We start from the raw sequence: 23,087 nt of genomic DNA, 5'->3' as shown, positions 1-23,087 counted from the left end.
TCAAGCTATCCTGATTAGTAAGCTGCGACGTTAAAAATACCAAGCGAGTTGCGCATATAGTAATAACTCGAAGCTAAAGTACTGACCGTCACTAAACTTTAGCCCACCATATTCGGTACCATTCGCCCCAATAGGCACGGTTAGCGCCGTGGTTAAGCGAAGCTCATCACTCAAACTGTTCTGACTAAGCACCTGATACAGCGCCGAATTATCCGATGCATTATAAAAAAGGTTTTGCGATACCGACCAAAGTGGCGTCATCTCGATATAAAGGCTACCGGTAAGATAGTGCCGCGCTAGGTTATACAGTTCACCCCGCTCTATCTTTGCCACCAGCTCAGGATGTTGTAACAAGGACTCGGGACTATAGTCTCCATCGCTAATGCCGAGGCCGTTATAGAAATATTCTAAGGTTCCGCTCATATTGCGCTCGAAGCCAACCCAGGAGTAACCCCAGTTACTCACCAGAGAGAGATAATTTGTCTCACCCCAGGTAGCGACCAGATCCGTTGCCCAAATAGCTCCGCCAACACTGATTATGCTAGAGACGCCTGCGACAGTATTGTCATAATGCTCGGCCAGCAATAGGTCATACTCATATATATAATCAATAAATCCATGATATTTAAGCGCTAGAGTGGCGACATCGGCGGTGATATCTGAATCACCGTCTCGGCGAATAACATAGGCTGCCTGTAGATCGCTGCCATCTTGCAGAAGGTGCTGACCATACACCATGTCATCGCCGGTTTTATACTCCTTGTCGAGGGAGGCGGGGTCAAACGGATTAACGAAATCCATCGGATTAAAAAATTGACCATTGCCCCAAGTGATCGCCTGCCGGCCAAACTTAACGACATTGTTATCCGTCTGATAGCCGACAATGGCTCTATCTAAGCGCTGAAGCATCACAAAGTCTCGATGCTCCGAGAGTGTATTGGTAAGATTAAACAGTCGCAGCTCATCGTCAATCACCGAGCTTAACCCCAAATAACCATTCATCAATGGCGTCGCTTGAAAGCGATGTTCTCCATATCCAGCCAGCAGTTGATAATCGACTTCGACTAGCCAGCCCGATTGCCAGCGACTGCCTAAGTGATAACGAAGCTGCGCGGTTTGATTAACTTGATGCTGACCATAACGTGCTTGGTAAACACTCGAGTCTGAAAATGCATAGCCATCATATTCATACTTAAGATGGCCGTGATGCTGCAATTCAGCAGCCGCTAGAGAAAGAGGCAAACTGCAGAGTCCAACAAGATAGGCTAGGCAATTGCTCTTACGCCTTAGCAAAAATCTATCGATTAGCTTACTGCAACATCCTTTCCCCATCGTTCTACCTCAACTCGTTGAATCAGTGACTATTTTACCGTCAACCATATAGATATGACGCCGACAATAATCAAACACCTGCGCATCATGGGTGGCGATTAAAAAAGTAATGCCATGTTGGCGATTAAGCTGGGTAAACAGCTCCAATAACTGCGCCGATGTTTTGCTATCTAAGTTGGCGGTCGGTTCATCGGCTAAGATCAACACGGGTTTTGAGGCGATGGCGCGAGCTACGGCCACCCGCTGCTGCTGACCACCGGAAAGCTGCGCTGGTCTTCTCGTCTCCAGCCCCGTTAACCCCACTTCGCCCAAGATCTCTTGGCTACGCTTTTTACGCTCAGATGCAGATACCCCCTGCAACTGCATAACAAACTCGATATTTTCTTGGACGGTTAAAACAGGAATTAGGTTATAGGATTGAAAAACAAAGCCTATTCGCTGCAAACGTACATCGGCGCGCTGTGACTTTGTCAGCCCGGTGATCTCAACATCCCCCACATAGACAATGCCGCTATCGGGCTCATCTAAGCCGCCTATCGCATTGAGCAATGTGGTTTTGCCTGAGCCCGATGGACCAGACAACACCGTCATCTCTCCCTGCTTAATCGTGAGTGAGACATGATCTAAGCCATAGATTGTCTGATCACCCTGCAGGAATGTTTTGACCAGTTGCTTACAAACTATGTTACTCATTGATTACCTTCTTATATATTCCACCTAGCCAACCTAAGCTGCGGTATTAATGGATTCTATAGGATTAGAACGTGCCGCCTTAATCGCTGGCCATAAACTGGTGATAACTCCCAGCACCATAACGATAATATTGGCAGCAATAACATCTTGGCTATAGACCACGGGGTATAGCGTGGTATCCATACCAGCCATTGCCAATCCATCAGCGATAGAGGATAGATCGACCCCTGCCGATAAAGCATTGGTGGTGAGCAGTGCCAGCGTATCGCCGAAGATCAATCCGCTGATAAGCAGCAAAACAGCCTCTATCACAATCATCAAAATGACCGCCTTAGACTGTAATCCCAGCGCTAAAATCAAACCTATCTCTTGCTGGCGTTCAAATATCGACATCAGTAGGGTGTTGGCTAAGCCAAAACCGAGTACACAAAAGACAATCACGATAAAGATAATAATGTAGCTATTCATCAAATCTGATATTGCCGCAAGATAGCCATTGAGTTGCCGCCAAGTCGCAACGTCATAGCTATCATCAACAGCGGATTCAAGACTCGAGACCACCTGCTCTAATGGCTGATTGGTATCGGTAAACACTGCGATTTCGGTCACCATTCCCGGCATGTTTAACAGTTTTTGAATAAAGCCTTTACCGGTATAGATAGTCGCTAACTCTTCCTGCTCTGTTGGTTTATGATAGATCCCAACAACACGAACCCCAGATTCGGCGATCTCATTGTCTACATCCTGCAATGTGATAACGACTCGTTTATTCAGAGCCGTCTTTAGGCGAGTCGCCATTTTTTGGCCAATGATAATGCCGTTATCCTCACCATCCTTAAGCATTCTCCCGGCCACCAGCTCGAGTTCATTAACGGTAAAAGGCTCTTGCTGCGGCGCAATGGCAATTAACTGCGAACCTAATGTCACTCGCTCGCTGCCAATCATCACTGGAGAGCGAACCCTCGAAGCCCACTGAGTAATCCACGACTGATGAAGTTGCTGCAGCAACGCGCCTGCAGGCTCAGGAATATGATTCATGACATTCTGATCATTGAGAAAATCACGCTGATGAAGCTGGATCTCTCCCGGCAGATTATTTAGCGAAGTCTGGTTCATGCCATCGACCATGCCACGTAGAAATGCCGAAACCACTATCATCGACCAAACCCCAAAGCTGACCGCTAACAACAGAATTAGGGTACGCCTACCGTTGCGCCATAGGTTACGCCACGCTAAAACAAATAGAACAGGATTAAAAATGTGCCCCATATTACTTACTCTGCATCGCACTAATAGGCTCGAGGCCTAAGGTTTTAAACGCTGGATAGATAGAGATCAGCACCGAACCGACACAAACCACCACCGGGCCAATCAGCACTGAAAGTGGCGATAACAGAGGATATATTCTATCGCCAATACCAAACTGTGCCCCAATATCCCCCATGCCCGGTAGCGCGATACCAACTAGGCTAAAGTAACCCGCAACAACACCGCCAAATAGGGCTCCGAGCAACATGCCAATGATGCCCATCATTAGCGTTTCAATTAATACCTGTGTAAATAGTCGACTCGGTTTAGTACCTATCGCCAGCATGATGCCAAACTCTTTAGTACGTTCCAGCACGGCCATAAGCTGGGTATTCATCACGCCTAAGATCACCAGTAATACCAGCACCGCATACATGATGACGGCACTGGATAGATCCGCTTCGATCCCCTGCTTGATCCCCGGATTAAGTTGCTGCCAATCATGAATCGTTAACTTAGCCTCGGCGCTCGAAAGCTGTAAAAGGCTTTGCAACTGCTGTTGGTAAAAACTCACCTGTGACATGGAGGGTGCGTTGATACTCAACAAAGACACTTGATTGGGCATCTCAAATAGCCGCTGAAAAGTGGCTAAAGAGACTTGCGAAGTTGTACGATCGAGCTCATTAATTCCGCTGTTGAAGATCCCGACTATCGATAATACTCCTGCGGCAAATCCCCCCTCCATGGTTGAGCCCATCACCGTGAGTTCATCACCAACCGTGACCTGTAAATTTTTAGCAAGACGCTCCCCTAGAACGACTAGGTTATTATCGCCAGCTTCTAAATAGCGACCGATAATGATCTGCTGTGGAATGCTCGAAGCAAGGCGCTCCTTATCAGGAGCGACACCGTTAACTAGCATGCCAACACTGCGCTGTTCACTAGCGGCCAATAAAAAGCCGCGACTACGGGGGATCACTATCAGCTCAGGAAACTGCAGCTCTAACCTTGCGACTAAATCACTACTATCGAGAATGCGTAAACGCAGTTCAGGCTCATCCAAGTAACCCTGCTGATTAATCTGCAGTTGGCTGGAAAAGATCCGCAGGGTATTTTCGATCATCATCGGATAGGTACCGGCTTGAAGAGTGATCATAAACACCAAAAGGCTATTACAGAAAATCATCGCCCCAAGGGTTAGCCAGGTACGACGCTTATGCTGCCAAAGGCTGCGCCAAGCCAATAGAATTTGGCCATTCATCAGCGAGGATTTCTAAGGTTAGAAAGAGTGAACATATAGCTGGGCAGGATAATATCGAAGTGGACATTTTGATTACGGATCTCAGTCCACTCTTCGACCTTCTCAACCTGAGACATACGACAACGCATCGCAACGCTTCGTTTACCAACGGGCTCAATATCATCGCACTCCATGGCTTTCACCAGCTGGTTATCTTGATCCCAGAACTCCTGACGTAGCATCACCCAGTCATCCCGAAGCACGGTGACCTGCTTACCCCACACCACAGGCGCAGACTCATGGGGAATAGACTCGATGGTGTATACCCTATGTCCATCAAGCTCTTCAGTCGCAATTAAACGATGTGAATAGTCATCGAGAAGCTCCGTGGTACGGCTAACATCTTTATTGGAAAAGTCACTGCCCATCCAACTTTGACTCATCATCGATGATGGCACTTTTATCACCCGATTAATTTTCGGCGAATAACTCCACATCTGTTTGTCATCGATAAGAAAGGCATTACCCGCATCGACCTTGGGGTCTGTGACCCTGACTAATGATTGCTTATCCCCCTGAGTCCAGCCCTGTACCGTCATCGAGCGCTCCCAGTCGGGACGGTGGATCACCATGGTTAACAGACTCGAAGAGGTCAGCCCACGCCAATTATCCATCGCTTTTTGGATCATCTCTTGTGCAGACTCATGGTTAGCGAGTTGATTAGAGGGTTGATTAGAGAGCAGGCTAGAAAGTGGAGTGGACTGAGGATTAGAAAATTGAATCGATTGCTGAGTAGCGCTTGTGGCAGGATTAATCTTATCGGAGGCAAGAACGGTTGCAGTCAGAGCTGCCGACAACATCACGGCATTAACCAGCTCCAGTGGAACCGACCTCAGACGATTTAAAGCAGGATAATTGCTAGCTAATCGAGCCATGATGTCGCTCTCGTAAAACGATTTGCGTTAATAATAGCCTAGTTTAAAAAACCGTATTTTTTATTGATCTTACATAAATACGAAAGTTGGCTAAAGTCTGTACTCGTAAGGTGGTTAAGGGCTTTGAAAATGCGCGGATTCATAGCGTTAACTTTGCCGAGGCGATATAAAATTTGCCGAGGCGATATAAAAGAGTGGCGACTCAGAAATAGTTAATCAATGACGGGTTAGCGAGTATTGCTTTAGATTGTCGTGCTCAATTATGTCAAAAGCTGTATTTGTGTTGTTAAATGACGTTTTTCTGAATCAACTTATTATCTAAGACCTATGTTTTGGTTGCGATTGAGGCGGGTTACCTTAATCATGATTGGCTGGCTTACTGAAATTAAATGGCTATTTGTGACCCTGGTTTGATTTTTGATATCTATTTTTCATGCCATTAGCTAAACCAGCATCCGCTAATGAAATGACAATACTAAGTGTTACTATTGTGGCAATTACCTGTTGCTAAATTAGAGTGATTAACGGCGAGAAAGCGTTGTTTTATTTCATCAGTTATCGCTGACAACTTAATTCGCGGCTTAAATTTTCACGGTTTTAACAGTAATGTGCATAGGTCACGTTATTCACCTCTCTAACGGACTTATCCACCTCCTAACTTTATATTGTCGCCAAATTGCAGGGCAAGTCATTGCCTGCGCACCCTAGCTACATTTTCATAAGGTGAATCAAGGTGAAAAAAGTCTTCTTCAAAGTTGCGGCTGTTTCTCTAGCTCTGTTATCTGCTAGTGTTTACGCTAAAGATTATGAAATCGTCAACGTGGTTAAAGTTTCTGGTATTCCTTGGTTCAACCAGATGGATAAAGGGGTCGAACAGGCCGCGGCCGATTTAGGGGTCAATGCCCGTCAAGTAGGGCCTGCTACGCCAGATCCTGCTCAGCAGGTGAAGATGATTGAAGATCTTATCGCTAAGGGCGTCGATGCCATCACCGTTGTGCCAAATGATGTGACCGTGCTTGAGCCAGTATTTAAGAAGGCGCGCGACAAGGGCATTATCGTACTGACCCATGAGTCACCTGAAAATCATAATGCCGACTGGAATATCGAGATGTTAGATAACCTTGCTTATGCCAAAGCCACCATGGATGAGATGGCAAAACTTATGGATAGCAAGGGCGGTTATGTGGTTTTTGTGGGCTCGTTGACTGTGCCGCTACATAATAACTGGGCCAATCTGGCCATCGATTATCAAAAGAATACTTATCCTGATATGTATGAAGTCACCAGCCGTATGCCTGTGGCTGAAAGTGTCGATGCCTCTTATGGCGCGACCAACGATCTGATGAAGGCTCATCCAGATATGAAAGGAATCATCTCTTACGGTTCATTAGGTTTGATTGGTGCTGGTGAAGCGATTAAGAAAAAACGCGCCAAAAATAAGATAGATACCGTTGGTATCATCATGCCAAGTCAGGCAGCACAATACCTTATGCGCGGTGAGATTGATAAGGGCTTCTTATGGAACCCTGCCGATGCGGGTTATGCCATGGTTGCCGTCGCTAAGATGATGCTTGATGGCAAGTCGGTCGAAGCGGGTGTTGAGTTTGATAATCTGGGTAAGGCCGAGATCAACACTCAGACACGAGTGATTAAGTTCAATAAGATCCTTGAAGTCGATAAGTCTAACGCCCGTAGCCTAGGTTTCTAGGAGCTTAGGCTTCTAATTAGATTATCTACCTTAGATAACAGCTTATAGCGGGTTGCCAATACTTCATAGGCAACCCGCTTCAATGTTTAAAGCCACGCTTCTCGTCATTTTTGTCAGGCAAATTAACTCTCTGGTATACGCATGTCCAAGCAAGCCTTTATTACCCTCAAGGGTGTGTCGAAACATTTCGGCTCAGTCAAAGCTCTCAGTGATATTAACCTCAGCTTTAACCGCGGCGAAGTTCATTGCCTAGCAGGTAAAAATGGCTGTGGGAAAAGCACCCTATTTAAAGTGATTTCTGGTGTACATGCCCCTGAGGCTGGCAGTGAAATTACTATCGATGGTAAGCACTATAGCCGCCTCACGCCGCAGCAATCTATCGAGCATGGGGTACAGGTTATCTACCAGGATTTGTCGCTATTCCCTAACCTGAGCGTGGCAGAAAATATTGCCATTCAGGACCATATTCATTGGTATAAGGGGCTAGTCAGTCGCGCGCGTATTCGCACTATTGCTCAAAAAGCCATGGATAGTGTCGGTGTGAGTTTACCTCTAGATACCCGCGTTGAGCAGTTATCTATCGCCCAGCGTCAGTTAGTGGCAATTTGCCGCGCGATGGCCGCCGATGCCAAGCTGGTGATTATGGATGAGCCCACTGCATCCTTGACTCGCACCGAGGTTAATCAACTTATTAAGGTGGTAGCAGACCTTAAGTCGCGCAACATTACCGTGGTGTTTGTCAGTCATAAACTCGATGAAGTGATGGAAATTTCCGATCGCATCACAGTGATCCGTGATGGTTGCACCGTAGGTACCTATAACGCAGCGGACGTCGACAGCGATGAGCTGGCTTTTTTAATGACAGGCCAACGCTTCGAATTTACCCCCATTGGCAATTTTGAGCCTAAAGCTGATGACAGCGACATTAGGCTCTCGACCTGTAAGCTCACTAAGGCGGGTCAGTTTTATGATATCGACCTCACAGTGCGCAGTGGTGAGATAGTCTCCATTACTGGTCTTTTAGGGGCGGGGCGCAGTGAGTTATGCATGGCCTTGTTCGGCATGACTGTTCCCGATAATGGCGTGATTAAGCTTGCTGGTGAGTCGGTACGATTTAAATCTAATCGTGATGCGATTGCTCAAGGCATAGGTTATGTCACCGAAGACAGAATGACCACAGGTTTGGTGATGAATCAAAGCATCAGTGATAACACTATCGCGACCGTTTTACCTAAATTGTCGCGCCAAGGGTTGGCTAAAGGTTTATTGGATCACTCCAAGGCCAAAGCCTTAGTCAGTAAGCTGATAAGCTCCTTGTCTATCAAGGTATCTGACCCGCAGTTACCAGTAAGCAGCCTCTCAGGTGGTAATGCCCAGCGCATTGCTATCGCTAAGTGGGTGGCAGCCGAGCCGCAGGTGCTTATCTTGGACGCGCCGACTGTGGGGGTCGACATTGCCAATAAGGAGAGCATCTACCAGATTGCGAAAGATCTCGCCGCCAAGGGGATTGCCATCATTATGGTCAGCGATGAAATACCTGAAGTCTTTTATAACAGCCACCGAGTTATCGTGATGAAAGAGGGCCGTTTTACCCATGAGTTTTCACCCTCATCTTGTACTCAGCAGCAGATAATGGAGGCCGTTAATGCTTAGTCTGCACAAAGATTCTTTCTACTCCCTGTTTAAGCAGCATGAGTTTTATTTAAGCTTATTAATCGCCTTGTTGATCCTAGGTTTATCTGTGGCCACAGAAGACTTTATGACACTGGGCAATATCTTCGATATGACGGTCAGCTCGGCAATTCTTGGCATCATGGCCTGTGGCCTGTTTGTGGTATTAATTGCTGGCGGTATCGATATCTCTTTCCCTGCCATCGCCGCCATTGGGCAATACCTTATGGCCACTTTTGTGCTTGCAAACGGCGGTAATTTTGCCATCGCTTTTGCCATAGCAGCACTGACGGGTATCGCCCTAGGCATGGTCAATGCGGTGTTGGTATATAAACTAAAAGCTCCAGCGATTATCATCACCATCGCCATGCTCAACGTCTATTTTGGTCTACTTATCTATTTCAGTAATGGTGAGTGGCTATACGGCTTTCCCGATTGGTTTATGGATGGCGTCGAGGTACTGCGTTTCACTGCCAGCGATGGCTATGACTATGGCCTGAACTTACCCATGATGACCCTATTGGCCGTTATCGCATTGACCTCCATATTGATGAATAAAACCCGTATCGGTCGGCAAATTTACGCCATGGGTGGCAATAGCGACGCAGCCAGCCGTATCGGTATCAATGGCTTTGGTCTTAACCTGTTTGTTTACGGTTATATGGGCGCGATGGCGGGTATTGCCGCCGTGGTGCAAACTCAAATTACTCAGTCGGTAGCGCCGAACTCGTTAATGGGCTTTGAGCTGACTGTACTCGCCGCGGTAGTTTTGGGAGGCACGAGTATGAGTGGTGGTAAAGGCACTTTACTCGGGGTCATTCTCGGTGTCGTACTGTTGGCGGTTCTCAAAAATGGTCTAACTCTACTGGGTGTGCCCTCATATTGGCATACGGTCGTCACTGGCCTGATTATTCTTATCAGCATTAGCATGACGGCGCTGAACGAAAAACAACAAGCTAAGCAGGTGGCCTGATGGACGCATTAATGAACACTTTAAAACTGCCAACGGACCGTAATATTCGTTATCTACTGATGATCTTGGCGGCCATTATGGCACTGATGGCCTTTAGTCTGGGAGGGACCTTTTTCTCACTGACTAACCTGCAGTCCATGTCATCGCAATTGCCGTTGCTGGGTATTTTTGCCTTAGCGATGGCGGTATGCATGCTGACTGGTGGTATTAATCTCTCTATTATTGCCACCACCAATGCCTGCTCTTTGGTAATGGCCAGTATCATCACCCTAGCGCCTGACAGTAGTTTGATGTTAATGGCGGCGCTGGCTGCGGGTCTTGTCACGGCGGTGATAGTCGGTCTGGCAAACGGGTTTTTAATTGCCTATATCGGCGTGTCGCCTATTTTGGCCACTTTAGGCATGATGACCTTTATCAATGGCCTAAATGTATTGGTGTCTGGTGGCAGCGTGATCTCAGGTTTTCCCGATGCGTTACTACTCTTGGGTAATGGCGATATTTTAGGCGTGCCGATGCCGCTGATATTCTTCGCTCTGTTCGCTATTGGGCTGTGGGTGATCCTTGAGCACACGCCGCTTGGACGTGCGATTTACCTGATTGGATCCAACGAAAAGGCCAGCCGTTTCTCAGGCATTAACACTCAGAAATCTCTGGTGTATGTCTATATCATCTCATCGATTTTATGTTGGCTTGCCGCCATTATTATGATGGCGAAATTCAACTCGGCTAAAGCCGGTTATGGCGAGTCCTATCTCTTGGTTGCTATCTTGGCTTCTGTGCTGGGAGGGATTAACCCAGATGGTGGATTCGGCCGCATTATCGGTATCTTCTTAGCGTTATTGGTATTACAGGCGCTGGAAAGTGGATTGAACTTACTTGGGGTGAGCAGTTATCTCACTATGGCGCTGTGGGGCGGCATTCTCATTGTTTTCATTGCCCTACAAAAGTACAAATCATAGGAGCGAATATGAGCAGTTATTTTATCGGTGTAGATGTGGGTAGCGGCAGTGCCCGCGCTGGCGTATTTGACAGCCAAGGCCGTAAGGCTGGCGAGGCCAAACGCGATATCAGTATTTTTAAACCTAAGGCGCATTTTGTTGAGCAATCTTCCGATGATATTTGGCAGTGTGTGTGTTTGGCGGTGCGTGATGCTATGTCTCAGGCCAATATTGACTCGGTTCAAGTCAAAGGTATTGGCTTTGATGCAACCTGCTCCATGGTGGTTCTGGATAAGCATGGCTTACCGTTAACCGTCAGCCCAACGGGGCGCAGTGAGCAAAATATTGTGATGTGGATGGATCATCGCGCCATTGCTCAGGCCGAGCGCATCAATGCCAGCAAACATCCTGTGCTAGCCTTTGTGGGTAACCATATCTCTCCCGAGATGCAAACACCTAAATTACTGTGGCTGAAAGAAAATATGCCTTCTACCTGGGCAAAGGCGGGTTACTTCTTCGATCTACCAGACTTTCTCACCTGGAAGGCAACCAATGAAAACAGCCGCTCTTTGTGCTCTACCGTGTGCAAGTGGACCTATCTGGGTCACGAAAGTAAATGGGATAAAGATTACTTTAACACCATAGGGTTAGGCGAACTGCTGCAAGATGACGCTCGCATTATTGGTAGCGATATTCGTCCCATGGGCGAGGCTATCGGCAATGGTCTAACGGCGCAGGCCGCAGCCGAGCTAGGACTACTGACAGGCACTAAGGTGGCGACCTCGATTATCGATGCCCATGCTGGCGGGATTGGCATATTAGGTGCGGCTGGAATGAGCGGTGAGGCGGCAGATTTTAATAAGCGATTGGCCTTGATTGGTGGTACATCGACTTGCCATATGGCGGTATCAAAGACCGCTCGCTTTATCGACGGCATCTGGGGCGCATATTATAGCGCAATGATCCCTGGTCTCTGGCTTAATGAAGGCGGCCAATCTGCAACAGGTGTGCTGATTGATCATATTATTAATGCCCATCCTTATAATGCACAGGCCGTTGAGCAAGCTAAAGCGGCTGGGATCACCATCTATCAGCTATTAAACGATCGGTTACTCAATCTTGCCGGAAGCAAGGAAGATATCGCCTTCTTGACTCGTGATCGCCATGTGCTGCCCTATTTTAATGGTAACCGCTCCCCAAGGGCCAACCCGCATTTAACCGGCACCATGACAGGCTTGAGTATGGGCGTCACCTTGGATGATATGGCGCTGCAATATTTAGCCACAGTGCAAGCCATTGCCTTGGGAACACGACATATTATCGAAGAGATGAACAAGTCAGGTTATGCCATCGACACCATCATGGCTTGTGGCGGTGGTACTAAGAATCCAGTCTTTATTCAAGAGCATGCCAATGCCACAGGGTGCGCCATGTTGCTGTCAGAAGAGAGCGAAGCCGTATTATTAGGTTCTGCTATGTTAGGCGCTGTCGCAGGGGGGGGCTTTGACTCTATTCCGGATGCGATGAATGCCATGAGCCGCATCGGTAAAACGGTGACGCCAACGGCCGATAAGAGCAAGCGCTTTTATGATGCGAAGTACCAGGTATTTCAGCAGATGTATGAGGATGATTGTCGCTACAAGGCGATGATGGCAGCGGTATAATACCAACCAGTATAAAGATTTGATCGCTCAGCGAGAGTTTAGCGGCTCTGAGGCAAGGCTGCGAGTGAAGAGCATAGTTATTCTACGTTTAAGCTCCCTCTTGTTCCTTAAGAGTCACAGCATCAGAACCGCTAAAACTCGCCTGTAAGGAGTGTTTTTGGCTGCCTACTTCTGCGTTGAATAAACTCATAAGGGAACAACCATTATGTCATCCATTCGCCTTGAATTAGTTTGCCAAAAACACTCTGAGTAAATCAACTTCTTATACTGATTGGTATAACGCGCCAATAGACATTTGAGTTATGACAATAAAAAATGGTGCCCTATGGCACCATTTTTTATATTTTGTTTAGCCACGCTTAAAATCCTAATTCCCCCCAAAATACTATTTATATTTAAAAACTGAGATTAGAAAATCACAAAGCCAAAACTAGCCATTTCAAACTAAAGGCAATGCAATACACTGATTAGTCACAGATGCCGTCAAAGATTGAGTTTCATATCGCCGGATTTATTTCATTTGAAACTGGATCCCACACTTGCAAAACAATATAACTGGTTATTACTTGCACTCGAAAAATTACTGTATATACTGACAGGTACTGTATAGAAAGACAGGGTTAACCATGAGACCACTTACACCGCGCCAAGCTGAAATTTTAGAGCTAATCAAACGTAATATTGCAGACACAGGCATGCCGCCAACCCGCGCTGAGATCGCAAGACGTTTGGGTTTTAAATCAGCCAACGCTGCTGAGGAGCATTTAAAAGCCTTAGCCAAGAAAGGCTGCATTGAAATTATGCCGGGTACGTCTCGCGGTATTAAGTTAACCCAAGAAAACACCGAAGATGCAGATTTAGGTTTACCCCTTATCGGCCAAGTTGCCGCAGGTGAACCGATTCTTGCTCAAGAACATGTAGAGCAACACTATAAAGTGGACCCAGCCATGTTCAAGCCATCAGCAGACTTCTTACTCAGAGTCCGTGGTGACAGTATGAAGAACATTGGCATACTCGAAGGTGACCTGCTAGCCGTTCATAAGATACAGCAGGCTCGCAACGGCCAAATAGTAGTCGCTCGCGTCGAAGATGATGTTACCGTCAAGCGTTTCGAGAAGAAAGGCAACAAAGTTTTCTTACATGCAGAGAACGAAGAGTATTCACCAATTGAAGTGGATCTAGCGAACCAAAGCTTAAGTATTGAAGGTTTAGCCGTTGGTGTGATCCGTAATGGAGACTGGCAATGAACAAACTGATGGGCACTAGCCCTCGCCACCCAGGACTATGGCAAGATATGCCATCGACTAGCATGGTGAGTAGCGCAGGTAATGAGATCACCACTATGGTGACGCAAACTCAAGGACGTGACGAGCTTAATCAGATTAGTGCTCAGCTTTCACAACTGAGCCAACAAGGCCGTTGGATAGTGCTTATCAGTCCGCCAAATATTGGTTACAAGCAGATGCTAGCCGCTGCAGGCGTTAGAATGGATCGTATTTTACTGGTGCATGCTAAAGATGAAGTGGAAACACTTTGGGCGATGGAAAAAGCATTAATGAGTGGAACCTCTAGTGCAGTGATCACTTGGACTAATTCATTAGATGCGCGTGATAGTCGACGCCTACAAATCGTTGCCAAAAGCGCACGAGCAGCCGGCATTATTATTGAAAATTCGATTGAAAGTGCTAATAAAAATACGAGTAGTCACTTACCAATTTGCACAATGAATATGCAGGATAAGACTTTTGCTCAAGCCGCCCTGTTCGGTGCCGTTCACTAACGGAGCTGTCAGCCCATCTTTCTAATACATTATTTCTTTGCTAAAAACCTAAGGCTCTCAATCGAGAGCTTTTTTATCGCCTATACTAAGCAAATGAATCAAAAAGTGATCTTGATCAATTTTTATTCATCAAGTAAGTTAATAAGTAATAACAACGATATACGTAATAACAACGATATTTTGTTATATCTGAGCGATTTTAGTCGTTGGTCTGGCTCCACGGTTTGAAGCCCAACTGGAAGTTTAGACTGAGATCGACCTGATATATTTCAGCCGTAAGTGCCAACGTGGTTACATCTGCAGTGAACATCACTGAAATACAATAGCCTTTGTCGCAAACCTATTTTTAGCGACTCGATAGGCAAGCCACTCGCGCACTTTGAAGTCATCGTTGCTTTTTTGGGAACTGAAGAGTTTACATAGAGCAGAGACTTACTGTGTGACTCTTCTTTGTCTTGTCGACAGAGGAGAAGTCTAGTGAAGCAATTGTTGTATTGTGTGCTGGCGTTACTATTTTCGCCCGTACTTTTTGCATCAGAAATGCCACTGAATATGACAGAGGGTGTTACGGAGATCAGTGGGCGAATTTACAGCCTTCACATGGTTATTCTGTACATCTGCTGCGCTATTGGCATCGTGGTTTTTGGCATCATGATTTACGCCATGATCAACCACCGCAAATCAAAAGGCGCTGTCGCCGCCAACTTTCATGAAAGTACTAAAGTCGAGATCCTTTGGACTGTAGTACCTTTTATTATTCTTATAGTCATGGCTATTCCTGCAACCAAAACCTTGATTGCAATGGAAGATCCGAGCAACGCCGATCTCACCATCAAGATTACTGGCTCACAGTGGAAATGGCATTACAGCTATTTCGATCAAGATATTGAGTTCTTCAGCCTATTATCGACACCTAGGGAACAGATAATAGGCGATGAAACCAAAGGCGAAAACTACCTGCTAGAGGTTGATAAACCACTGGTTCTACCTATCAACCGCAAAGTGCGCTTCTTAATGACCTCCGAAGACGTTATCCACTCTTGGTGGGTACCCGCTTTTGCAGTCAAAAAGGATGCCAATCCGGGATTTATTAATGAGGCATGGACCCGCATCGACAAGCCCGGCACCTATCGAGGTCAATGCGCCGAGCTCTGCGGTAAAGACCACGGCTTTATGCCGATTGTGGTCGAAGCAGTATCGGAAGAGGATTTCGATGCCTGGCTAATCACGCAGCAACAACAAGCGCAAAATGCTGAAGCGGCTGCCAAGGCGGCATTATCGCAAACCTTAACCATGGATGAGTTAATGACTAAAGGTGAGCAAATCTATCTTGCTCGTTGTGCAGCCTGCCACCAGCCTAATGGTGCAGGTCTACCCGGTGTATTTCCTTCTCTTATTGGCAGCCCAATTATCAAAGGGCCTGCTCAGCTTCATATCGATATCGTGTTAAATGGTAAACCGGGCACTGCCATGCAAGCATTTTTAAACCAGCTAACGGCGACTGAAATTGCAGCCGTAGTGACCTATGAGCGCAATGCTTGGGGCAATAACTCAGGTGATACCGTTCAAGCCTCTGATGTGAGCTCAGATACGACCACACCAGCGACATCCGTAGATTCAAGCCCTGCCACCCCAACCACTTTACCCGCAACCTTACCTGCAACACGACCTGAGGTTAAACAAGCTATAGCCTCAGAAACCCAAGCCGATGACCAGGTAGCTAAAGAGCTTGCAACGGCTCCATTAGGTGATTTAGCCATGAATGAACTCATTACCATGGGTGAAAAAGTCTATATGGCTAACTGTGCAGCTTGTCATCAAGCTGCTGGCACAGGTCTACCTCCTGCATTCCCATCATTAGTGGGCAGTCCTATCGTCAAAGGCCCTATAGCTGCTCACCTTGATATTGTTATCAATGGCAAACCGGGCACGGCAATGCAGTCATTTAGTGCAGTGCTGACACCACAACAGCTTGCTGCTGTGGTGACTTATGAGCGCAATGCCTGGGGTAATGACTCTGGTGATGCGGTTCAAGCTTCTGATGTTGATGGTCACGCAAAGTAAGGGATTAACATGAGCACAATTACACAAGACTCGCCAGCCGCTCACGACGATCACCATGATGACCATCATCATGGGGCGCCAAAAGGCATTATGCGCTGGTTGTTAACGACTAATCATAAAGATATCGGCACCCTCTACCTTTTGTTCAGTTTAATCATGTTTTTTGTGGGTGGCGCGATGGCCATGGTGATCCGTGCTGAACTGTTCCAGCCTGGATTACAGCTTGTCGAACCTAACTTCTTTAATCAGATGACCACGGTTCACGGTTTGGTCATGGTGTTTGGTGCGGTGATGCCCGCCTTCACAGGCCTAGCTAACTGGTTGATCCCCATGATGATAGGTGCGCCAGATATGGCTCTGCCTCGCATGAATAACTGGAGCTTCTGGATCTTACCGTTCGCATTTACCATTTTGCTCAGCTCACTCTTTATGGAAGGGGGCGGCCCCAACTTCGGTTGGACATTCTACGCACCGCTCTCAACCACTTATAGCCCAGATAGCACCGCTCTATTCGTGTTTGCCGTTCACATTATGGGAATAAGTTCGATCATGGGGGCAATTAATGTCATCGTCACCATCGTCAATTTACGAGCACCGGGTATGACCTGGATGAAACTGCCGCTATTTGTATGGACCTGGTTAATCACCGCATTCCTGCTGATCGCGGTTATGCCGGTTCTCGCTGGTACCGTGACCATGGTACTGACCGATAAATACTTTGGCACCAGCTTTTTCGATGCTGCAGGCGGCGGCGATCCTGTGATGTTTCAGCATATTTTCTGGTTCTTTGGCCACCCTGAAGTTTACATCATGATCTTACCGTCATTCGGTATCATCTCTGCCATCGTGCCCGCCTTTAGCCGTAAGCGACTATTTGGTTATTCATCGATGGTTTATGCCACAGCGAGTATCGCTATCTTGTCGTTCTTAGTTTGGGCACACCACATGTTTACTACCGGTATGCCGGTATTTGCCGAGCTGTTTTTCATGTATTGCACCATGCTAATTGCGGTGCCGACCGGTGTGAAAGTATTTAACTGGGTGGCGACCATGTGGCGAGGTTCTATCACTTTTGAAACCCCCATGCTTTTTGCGGTCGCCTTTATCATCTTATTCACCATAGGCGGTTTTTCAGGCCTTATGCTAGCCATTGCACCAGCGGATTTCCAGTATCACGATACCTACTTTGTGGTGGCCCATTTCCACTACGTACTGGTGACTGGAGCGATATTTTCCATAATGGCAGCCGCCTATTATTGGCTACCCAAATGGACTGGCCATATGTATAGCGAAACCTTAGGCCGTTGGCACTTCTGGTGTTCGGTAATTTCGGTCAACATTCTGTTTTTCCCGATGCACTTCTTAGGCTTAGCTGGCATGCCAAGACGCATTCCTGATTATGCTATCCAGTTTGCCGATGTAAACCAAATCGTATCGATTGGCGGTTTCGCCTTTGGTCTTTCACAGCTGATCTTTTTAGCCGTAGTGATTAAATGTATTCGCGGTGGTGAGAAAGCCCCAGCCAAGCCATGGGAAGGTGCCGAAGGACTAGAGTGGACGCTTCCAAGCCCAGCGCCTTACCACTCGTTTACCACCCCTCCAGAGGTGAAATAAAGATGGCAGAGATTAAGCGCTACTCCAATCGCAAACTGATCGCCGCGCTAATTATTGGCGCTGTGGGCATGTTTGGCTTTGGCTTTGCCCTTGTTCCTTTATATGACGTGCTGTGCGACACGTTAGGCATTAACGGCAAAACCCAAAGTACTGCCAGTGTGTATCAGCCCGTCGTTGTCGATAAAAGTAGAAGCATCACAGTAGAGTTTGTTTCTCAGGTGCAAAGCGATATGCCTTGGACATTCACGCCACAGGTAAACACCATGCAAGTGCATCCTGGTGAGCTTATTCGTACTCATTTTGTTGCCACGAATCTGTCGGCAACACATATTGTTGGTCAGGCTATTCCATCGGTTTCTCCCGGGCTGGGAGCAGCCTATTTTAATAAGACGGAATGCTTCTGTTTCAATCAGCAGGTTTTGCAGGCTAATGCTGCAGCCAATCTACCGCTCATCTTTTTTGTGGATCCGCAATTGCCGGATTCAATCTCGACCTTGACCCTCTCTTATACCCTCTACAACATCACGGACAAGGGCTATGTAGTCAGTGCCGCAAGTAATGCTGTGGAGCAAGGAGCTGCACAATGACAACTGAACATGAATATAGAGCTGAAAATTACTCTAGCAGTAAAAGTGTTGCTGTGACTAAAACAGTAACTAAACTGCGCCTAGAGCTGCTACAGAGCAAGGAGCAGCTAAATGACAACTGAACATAAGCATGATAATTATTATGTACCAGAGCAAAGCGCCTGGCCGATTATTGGTGCAGTAGGCCTCTTTCTAATTGCCTTTGGCGCAGGTAGCTATGTTTCTGAACTAAACAGCCAAGGTGGTTTTGGCGGTTATATCTTGCTGGCAGGTATTGCGGTCATTATTTTTATGATTTTTGGCTGGTTTAGAACCGTTATCGCCGAATCAATGGCAGGACTCTACTCCAAACAGATGGACCGCTCATTTAGGCAGGGAATGAGCTGGTTTATCTTCTCTGAAGTCATGTTCTTTGCCGCCTTTTTTGGTGCACTATTTTATGCCAGAATCATTGCGATACCTTGGCTTGGCGGCGCATCAAATAATGCCATGACCCATGAGGTGCTATGGCCAATGTTTGAAGCGGCCTGGCCTTTACTAACAACTCCAGATGGTAGTCTCACCCAAGCGATGGACTGGACAGGGCTACCGCTCTACAACACCCTAATACTTCTGACCTCTTCGATAACATTACATTTTGCTCACCTAGGGTTAGAAAAAAATAAGCGCAGCGCATTAACGGTTTGGCTAGCGATAACCATCTTACTTGGGGTTGCGTTCTTGTACCTGCAAGTTGAAGAGTATCTCCATGCCTACCAAGAGATGGGGCTGACTTTAAATTCTGGTATTTACGGTAATACTTTTTTCTTATTAACGGGCTTTCACGGCATGCACGTTACCTTAGGAACCGTATTCCTCATCGTGCTGTTTTTCAGAGTTCTCAAGGGGCACTTTACCCCCGATAAGCATTTTGCCTTTCAGGCCGGCAGTTGGTATTGGCACTTTGTTGATGTGGTTTGGCTGTGCTTATTTATCTTCGTTTATGTACTTTAACGGCCATATTTAACGAGCTGAAACTCAAGAAGTAAGCCATTAGTAAGGTCTGGAGTTAGGCGTAATGACTCCAGTCCCTAACGCCACAAACAGTAACAGCACCACTAATACAGAAAAGAGCACTCGGCGACCCAAGTATTGGCTCATTAGCACACTCTTTTCTCCTTTCACCATGATAAATAGGGCTCGAGCTAAATTAAACAGTATGAATAGCAGTAGCAGTACTAAGACCAACTTAAAGATAAACAAAGCAGACATGGCGCTTCCTCGCGTTAAGATGAATCTTGCTTGGTTGTTTGTTGTGCTTTCTACTGTGGTTGTGTTTTCTATTTTGGTCAAGTTAGGTTTTTGGCAGCTGGAAAGAGCCCAATATAAGGCTCACTGGCAGCAGCAACTGACAAATCGGCAAGCGGCTTCAGTGTTAAGTTATCGGCAACTACTCAATTTCCCCAAAGATGAACCCTTAACAGGGTTTAAACTAAAAGCCGCAGTCACTCCTATCTCGACAGATATTTTTCTGCTCGATAATCAGGTCTATAAGGGCAAAGTTGGCTACTTAGCCTTGCAAGCTGTGCAGGTCAACGAATCCGAACCTTGGTTGTTAGTCGAGCTCGGTTTTATCGCTGCGAGTATGGATCGCGCTAAGCTACCAAGCGTAACAGCTATCACTGCCCCCGCGATGCTAGAAGGGCGCGTTTACCAAAAGCAGTTGAACCCCATGAGCTCAGAGCTGATGCCCGAAGCGGGTTGGCCTAAGCGCATTCAAAATCTCAATATCCCTCAGCTGTCTGAGCAACTCAATATGCCCCTCGCGAGCGCGGTATTGCAACCGAGTAATCTCGCTAACTCATATTCTCATCCGTGGCAGCCGATCCCATTATCGTCACAGAAACATCATGGCTATGCCGTGCAGTGGTTTTCAATGGCTGGCGTATTTGCATTGCTCATGGGATATCTGCTTTTTCGTACGTTAAAACAACAGCATAATAAGTAGGAAAATTGATCTATTGCTAACTACAGTTAGACGATGTAGGTTAGAAATTAAGCTCCTAGCCGTTACGGGAAGACTTAACTCTAATCATCAAATTTGATGGATTTTAGTGACATAAAGAGGAGATGGAATGAACTCCCCCCAAAAAAACGGCAAAAAAACATTACTGCTACTATTACTGGCTTTCGCCCTACCTGTGATAGCTGCAAAGCTAGTACTCAGCTTCAACCTGTACCAAGGCGGAGTCACTAATAAGGGGCAACTGCTCGACACCGATATCAGCTATCAAAGCCTAGCTATGGTTAATCCACAGCCTCATGAATGGCAGCTGCTTTATCAACTGCCTAATCACTGTGATGCCGTCTGCAAAGACAGACTCTATATTCTGCAGCAGAGCCATGTGGCACTGGGTCGTAACCAAGACCGCGTACATACCATTATTATGATTAACGAGCACAGCGACACCGCCGCTCTCGACTCCTCTGATTTTGTAACGGCGATCCCCTCTAAAGCACTCAGCCAGCTTCTTGCTCAGCAAGAGTTAGTCATCGTCGACCCGCTAGGTAGCTTAGTGATGAGTTACCCGATAGCTGCAGATCATCAATCACAAATCATGCAAGGCAAAGCCTTAGTGGCCGATCTGCGTAAGTTACTCAAACTGTCACGGATTGGCTAAGGAGACGTTTGTTATGCAGATTAAGCCGCTATTGAAAATCACTCTGGTTTTTACTTTGTGCGTAATATTAATGGGTGCTTACACTCGCCTATCCGATGCAGGCCTTGGCTGCCCTGACTGGCCTGGCTGCTACGGCATGCTCAAAGTCCCTAGCCAAGCCCATGAACTAAACCAAGTACAACAAGCCTTTCCTGAACATACCGTTGAAGCCGATAAAGCTTGGCTTGAGATGATCCATCGTTACATTGCTGGGACATTAGGCTTATTGGTGTTACTCATTTTAGCCATCAGCCTTAAGACTAATGATGCTCCTAAGAAACTGCCAATGTTCATCGCTGCCCTTATCATCTTTCAAGCGGCTCTCGGCATGTGGACTGTGACGATGAAGCTGATGCCGATTATCGTCATGGCCCACCTACTGGGCGGATTTGCACTATTCTCACTGCTGTTATTACTGTATCTGCGCAGCAAGCCGCTTAGGATCCCTGGCGGTGATCTGCCAGCTCGTAAACTAGCAGGCTTCGCAGCCATCAGCATTGGCGTACTTCTACTGCAAATCATCTTAGGTGGCTGGACATCATCAAACTATGCCGCGCTGGCCTGCACCACCTTGCCATTTTGCGAGGGCAACTGGGTCGATAACCTCAGCTTTGCTAAAGCCTTTTCGCCGTTTCAAGGCGAACATGCCAGCTTTGAGTATGGGGTTTTAGACTATTCAGCCAGAATGACTATTCATGTCGCCCACCGCGTAGGCGCCATCATCACCACAGCGATGTTGCTGTATTTGGCTTTTAAGCTCATTCACACGGCAAAATCCACCACGATACGCAATGCCGCTTGGCTGCTAGCCGTATTGGTCGTGGTTCAAGTGATACTTGGGATCTCAAATATAGTGCTACACCTTCCCCTAGGTATCGCCGTTTCCCATAATGGCGGCGCAGCGCTATTACTACTGACATTAGTCTTTATTAATTACGCCCTATGGCGCAAAGCATAGCGAGGTTTAACTTATGCCAAAACCCATCGCACTCTCAAGAAACCCATCAACACCACTGTTTCAATGGCGTGCTTATTACGAAATGACTAAGCCTAAGGTCGTGGCACTCATGCTACTCACCGTATTAGTCGGTATGTGCTTAGCCGTACCTGGAGTCGTACCTATAGTCCCTTTAATTGCTGGCATGGCAGGAATTGGCATGATGGCAGGCTCGGCGGCGGCCTTTAATCATCTCATCGATCGTCGTATCGATGGCTTAATGGCGCGTACCTATAATCGTCCACTGCCCAAAGGGCGAGTATCGATAGCAAAAGCACTAACCTTTTCATGTAGTCTTGGGATCCTTGGCTTTGTGGTGCTGTATGTCCTAGTCAACCCACTAACAGCATGGCTCACCTTTGCGAGTTTGATAGGTTATGCCGTGGTTTATACCGCTTACTTAAAGCGTGCGACACCACAAAATATTGTAGTTGGCGGCTTAGCGGGTGCCATGCCGCCACTACTTGGCTGGACAGCGGTAACAGGCGAGTTTCACGGTAACGCGCTGCTACTCGTCATCATCATTTTTGCCTGGACGCCACCGCATTTTTGGGCGTTGGCTATTCATCGAAGAGTCGAATATGCCAAGGTCGACATCCCTATGCTGCCAGTGACTCATGGTGTCGAGTTCACCAAAACCTGTATTTTCCTCTATACCATCTTGTTAGCTATCGCTTGCTTATTGCCAGTATTAGTAGGCATGTGTGGCCCGGTTTATTTGGTGAGTTCAACACTACTCAGCGTCACTTTTATCTATAAAGCTTGGCAACTCAAGTTCCATGAAGAACCCGGCATGGCGATGAAGCTATTTAAGTTTTCAATCTATCACCTGATGCTACTGTTTATTGCTCTATTGGTTGATCATTACTTGTGGCTATAAATCTATGGTTATAAATCTATGCCTATAAAAATTATTAGTATTAGCTGTCAGGTATTGGGCGCAC

General features: G+C 46.8%; 22 protein-coding genes. 16 read left to right on the top strand and 6 right to left on the bottom strand.

Translation table 11 applies throughout. The features are described from left to right. Window positions 1–30: 30 nt before the first annotated feature. The 5 genes from SHAL_RS01365 to SHAL_RS01345 form a co-directional block, all read right to left on the bottom strand. On the bottom strand, window positions 31–1,242 hold the full coding sequence (locus SHAL_RS01365; RefSeq protein WP_041415787.1) for a hypothetical protein: 1,212 nt from the start codon (window positions 1,240–1,242) through the stop codon (window positions 31–33). 99 nt (window positions 1,243–1,341) lie between these two features. Further along, window positions 1,342–2,025, bottom strand: coding sequence for an ABC transporter ATP-binding protein (locus SHAL_RS01360; protein ID WP_012275400.1), 684 nt, complete (start codon window positions 2,023–2,025; stop codon window positions 1,342–1,344). A gap of 33 nt (window positions 2,026–2,058) precedes the next feature. Next, on the bottom strand, window positions 2,059–3,294 hold the full coding sequence (locus SHAL_RS01355) for an ABC transporter permease (protein WP_041415786.1): 1,236 nt from the start codon (window positions 3,292–3,294) through the stop codon (window positions 2,059–2,061). Between the two features lies 1 nt (window position 3,295). Continuing rightward, complete coding sequence (locus SHAL_RS01350; RefSeq protein ID WP_012275398.1) at window positions 3,296–4,534, bottom strand: ABC transporter permease; 1,239 nt, start codon at window positions 4,532–4,534, stop codon at window positions 3,296–3,298. Continuing rightward, window positions 4,534–5,448 carry an outer membrane lipoprotein-sorting protein gene (locus SHAL_RS01345; RefSeq protein ID WP_012275397.1) on the bottom strand — a complete coding sequence of 305 codons (915 nt, stop codon included), beginning with the start codon at window positions 5,446–5,448 and terminating at the stop codon, window positions 4,534–4,536. Before SHAL_RS01345 ends, SHAL_RS01350 begins: the two co-directional genes overlap by 1 nt. Window positions 5,449–6,181: 733 nt before the next feature. On the opposite strand from SHAL_RS01345, the gene SHAL_RS01340 reads away from it, so the two are divergent. From SHAL_RS01340 to SHAL_RS01290, 12 genes are all read left to right on the top strand, one after another. After that, on the top strand, window positions 6,182–7,156 hold the full coding sequence (locus SHAL_RS01340; RefSeq protein WP_012275396.1) for an autoinducer 2 ABC transporter substrate-binding protein: 975 nt from the start codon (window positions 6,182–6,184) through the stop codon (window positions 7,154–7,156). A gap of 141 nt (window positions 7,157–7,297) precedes the next feature. Further along, window positions 7,298–8,809, top strand: coding sequence for a sugar ABC transporter ATP-binding protein (locus SHAL_RS01335; protein WP_012275395.1), 1,512 nt, complete (start codon window positions 7,298–7,300; stop codon window positions 8,807–8,809). Continuing rightward, entirely contained in the window at window positions 8,802–9,800 is a 999-nt protein-coding gene (locus SHAL_RS01330; protein ID WP_012275394.1) for an ABC transporter permease, read from the top strand. The genes SHAL_RS01335 and SHAL_RS01330 overlap by 8 nt, the downstream gene beginning before the upstream one ends. 11 nt (window positions 9,801–9,811) lie before the next feature. After that, window positions 9,812–10,759, top strand: a complete 948-nt coding sequence (locus SHAL_RS01325) for an ABC transporter permease (protein ID WP_223296231.1) — start codon at window positions 9,812–9,814, stop codon at window positions 10,757–10,759. An 8-nt stretch (window positions 10,760–10,767) separates the two neighbouring features. Then, a complete protein-coding gene (locus SHAL_RS01320) occupies window positions 10,768–12,402 on the top strand; it encodes an FGGY-family carbohydrate kinase (protein ID WP_012275392.1) in 1,635 nt (544 codons plus the stop codon). 626 nt (window positions 12,403–13,028) lie between these two features. Continuing rightward, complete coding sequence (gene lexA, locus SHAL_RS01315; RefSeq protein ID WP_012275391.1) at window positions 13,029–13,649, top strand: transcriptional repressor LexA; 621 nt, start codon at window positions 13,029–13,031, stop codon at window positions 13,647–13,649. Continuing rightward, on the top strand, window positions 13,646–14,182 hold the full coding sequence (locus SHAL_RS01310) for a cell division inhibitor SulA (RefSeq protein WP_012275390.1): 537 nt from the start codon (window positions 13,646–13,648) through the stop codon (window positions 14,180–14,182). The genes lexA and SHAL_RS01310 overlap by 4 nt, the downstream gene beginning before the upstream one ends. A 477-nt stretch (window positions 14,183–14,659) precedes the next feature. Beyond that, a complete protein-coding gene (gene coxB / locus SHAL_RS01305; protein WP_012275389.1) occupies window positions 14,660–16,246 on the top strand; it encodes a cytochrome c oxidase subunit II in 1,587 nt (528 codons plus the stop codon). A 9-nt stretch (window positions 16,247–16,255) separates the two neighbouring features. Then, window positions 16,256–17,860 carry a cytochrome c oxidase subunit I gene (gene ctaD, locus SHAL_RS01300; protein ID WP_012275388.1) on the top strand — a complete coding sequence of 535 codons (1,605 nt, stop codon included), beginning with the start codon at window positions 16,256–16,258 and terminating at the stop codon, window positions 17,858–17,860. Window positions 17,861–17,862: 2 nt separating this feature from the next. After that, the gene (locus SHAL_RS01295) at window positions 17,863–18,447 is read left to right on the top strand and encodes a cytochrome c oxidase assembly protein (protein ID WP_012275387.1); all 585 of its coding nucleotides are present in this window, start codon (window positions 17,863–17,865) and stop codon (window positions 18,445–18,447) included. Continuing rightward, window positions 18,444–18,569, top strand: coding sequence for a hypothetical protein (locus tag SHAL_RS23540; protein WP_263053409.1), 126 nt, complete (start codon window positions 18,444–18,446; stop codon window positions 18,567–18,569). The genes SHAL_RS01295 and SHAL_RS23540 overlap by 4 nt, the downstream gene beginning before the upstream one ends. Next, complete coding sequence (locus SHAL_RS01290) at window positions 18,559–19,440, top strand: cytochrome c oxidase subunit 3 (RefSeq protein ID WP_012275386.1); 882 nt, start codon at window positions 18,559–18,561, stop codon at window positions 19,438–19,440. The genes SHAL_RS23540 and SHAL_RS01290 overlap by 11 nt, the downstream gene beginning before the upstream one ends. Window positions 19,441–19,479: 39 nt before the next feature. Here the strand turns inward: SHAL_RS01290 and SHAL_RS01285 are convergent, their stop codons facing one another. Beyond that, window positions 19,480–19,698: a DUF2909 family protein gene (locus SHAL_RS01285; protein WP_041415785.1), complete on the bottom strand. Its 219-nt coding sequence runs from the start codon at window positions 19,696–19,698 to the stop codon at window positions 19,480–19,482. On the opposite strand from SHAL_RS01285, the gene SHAL_RS01280 reads away from it, so the two are divergent. The 4 genes from SHAL_RS01280 to cyoE all read left to right on the top strand — a co-directional run bounded on the left by SHAL_RS01280 (window position 19,697) and on the right by cyoE (window position 23,023). Beyond that, window positions 19,697–20,434, top strand: a complete 738-nt coding sequence (locus SHAL_RS01280) for an SURF1 family protein (protein WP_041415784.1) — start codon at window positions 19,697–19,699, stop codon at window positions 20,432–20,434. The two genes, SHAL_RS01285 and SHAL_RS01280, sit on opposite strands and share 2 nt — an antisense overlap. A 127-nt stretch (window positions 20,435–20,561) precedes the next feature. Then, complete coding sequence (locus SHAL_RS01275) at window positions 20,562–21,107, top strand: redox-active disulfide-containing membrane protein (protein WP_012275384.1); 546 nt, start codon at window positions 20,562–20,564, stop codon at window positions 21,105–21,107. A 13-nt stretch (window positions 21,108–21,120) separates the two neighbouring features. Continuing rightward, the gene (locus SHAL_RS01270) at window positions 21,121–22,104 is read left to right on the top strand and encodes a COX15/CtaA family protein (protein WP_012275383.1); all 984 of its coding nucleotides are present in this window, start codon (window positions 21,121–21,123) and stop codon (window positions 22,102–22,104) included. Between the two features lie 13 nt (window positions 22,105–22,117). Continuing rightward, entirely contained in the window at window positions 22,118–23,023 is a 906-nt protein-coding gene (gene cyoE, locus SHAL_RS01265) for a heme o synthase (protein WP_012275382.1), read from the top strand. The last annotated feature ends 64 nt before the right edge of the window (window positions 23,024–23,087 follow it).

Source organism: Shewanella halifaxensis HAW-EB4, assembly GCF_000019185.1.
GTDB lineage: Bacteria > Pseudomonadota > Gammaproteobacteria > Enterobacterales > Shewanellaceae > Shewanella > Shewanella halifaxensis.
Note: the sequence above shows the minus strand (reverse complement) of the source record. Positions and strands in the feature narration are given on the sequence as shown.